Source organism: Desulfamplus magnetovallimortis (genome assembly GCF_900170035.1).
In the GTDB taxonomy this organism is placed as follows: Bacteria; Desulfobacterota; Desulfobacteria; order Desulfobacterales; family Desulfobacteraceae; genus Desulfamplus; species Desulfamplus magnetovallimortis.
Genome location: NZ_LT828613.1, coordinates 1 through 844 on the forward strand (window position 1 = coordinate 1; position 844 = coordinate 844).

Below are 844 nucleotides of genomic sequence, written 5' to 3' on the forward strand. Positions count from 1 at the left end.
AATCTTGCCGGACTATACCGTGATCAACTGGAAAAAAACGAACTGGTGAATTACGACCAGCTTACACCTTGCTACGGCATCCATATCCTTGTAGATACCCTCTTCAAGAGCGATGCAGATAAGAAGTGGTGGTTTCATCAGTATGCCATGCTCAATACCCGAACGTATAAACCCCTGGCGAATCACTGGCACCTGTATTATATTGAGTTAAAGAAGTTTCAGATCTGTTTGAGTGATAGAGAGGGTTTGAAAGTTGGAACTGATCTTGAAAAATGGAGCTATTTCCTTGGAACCTTTCAGGACAACAGAGAGCCCCTTGATCCAAAAGTGAGTGATATTTTTATATTAATGCGGAGCATATCTTGCAGAGTTTTTATTCTTTGACCGGATTTGTGGATTTAAATAAATCTGTCCCTTTTTTCCTCCGGACGACAAACATAACCGTGTGGATTTTCTGACGGAGACGGAATTTGGATGACCTGTAAACTATCAATAAATGAAAAAAATATGATTAAGAAACGAATCAAAGATATCCTATCTTCTGAAGAAGAAGTTCAAAAGATAGTTGTTTTTGGTTCCTTTCTTGAATCCGATATGCCGAATGATATTGATATTGCGGTATTTCAAAATAGCAGCAACGACTATTTACCATTATCGATGAAATACAGAAGGCTATTGAGAGGTTTGCTCCCAACTATTCCATATGATATCGTTCCTATTCATTTTTACGCAAAAGGCAGTTTTCTGGAACATATAAAAACTGGAGATATTATATTTGAAAGATGAAACAAGAATCTGGTTAAGATATGCTAAAGAAAACTTAGATTCAACCAATGTCCTTCTG

Annotated in this window: 2 protein-coding genes; both read left to right on the plus strand. The window is 37.1% G+C overall.

Annotated features, from left to right (window positions below; genetic code table 11):
- Positions 1-384 (plus strand): PD-(D/E)XK nuclease family transposase (locus tag MTBBW1_RS27260; RefSeq protein ID WP_186441761.1); only part of this gene is annotated, 384 nt, incomplete at its 5' end.
- Between the two features lie 90 nt (positions 385-474).
- Complete coding sequence (locus tag MTBBW1_RS27265) at positions 475-786, plus strand: nucleotidyltransferase domain-containing protein (protein ID WP_080810156.1); 312 nt, start codon at positions 475-477, stop codon at positions 784-786.
- Positions 787-844: the final 58 nt, after the last annotated feature.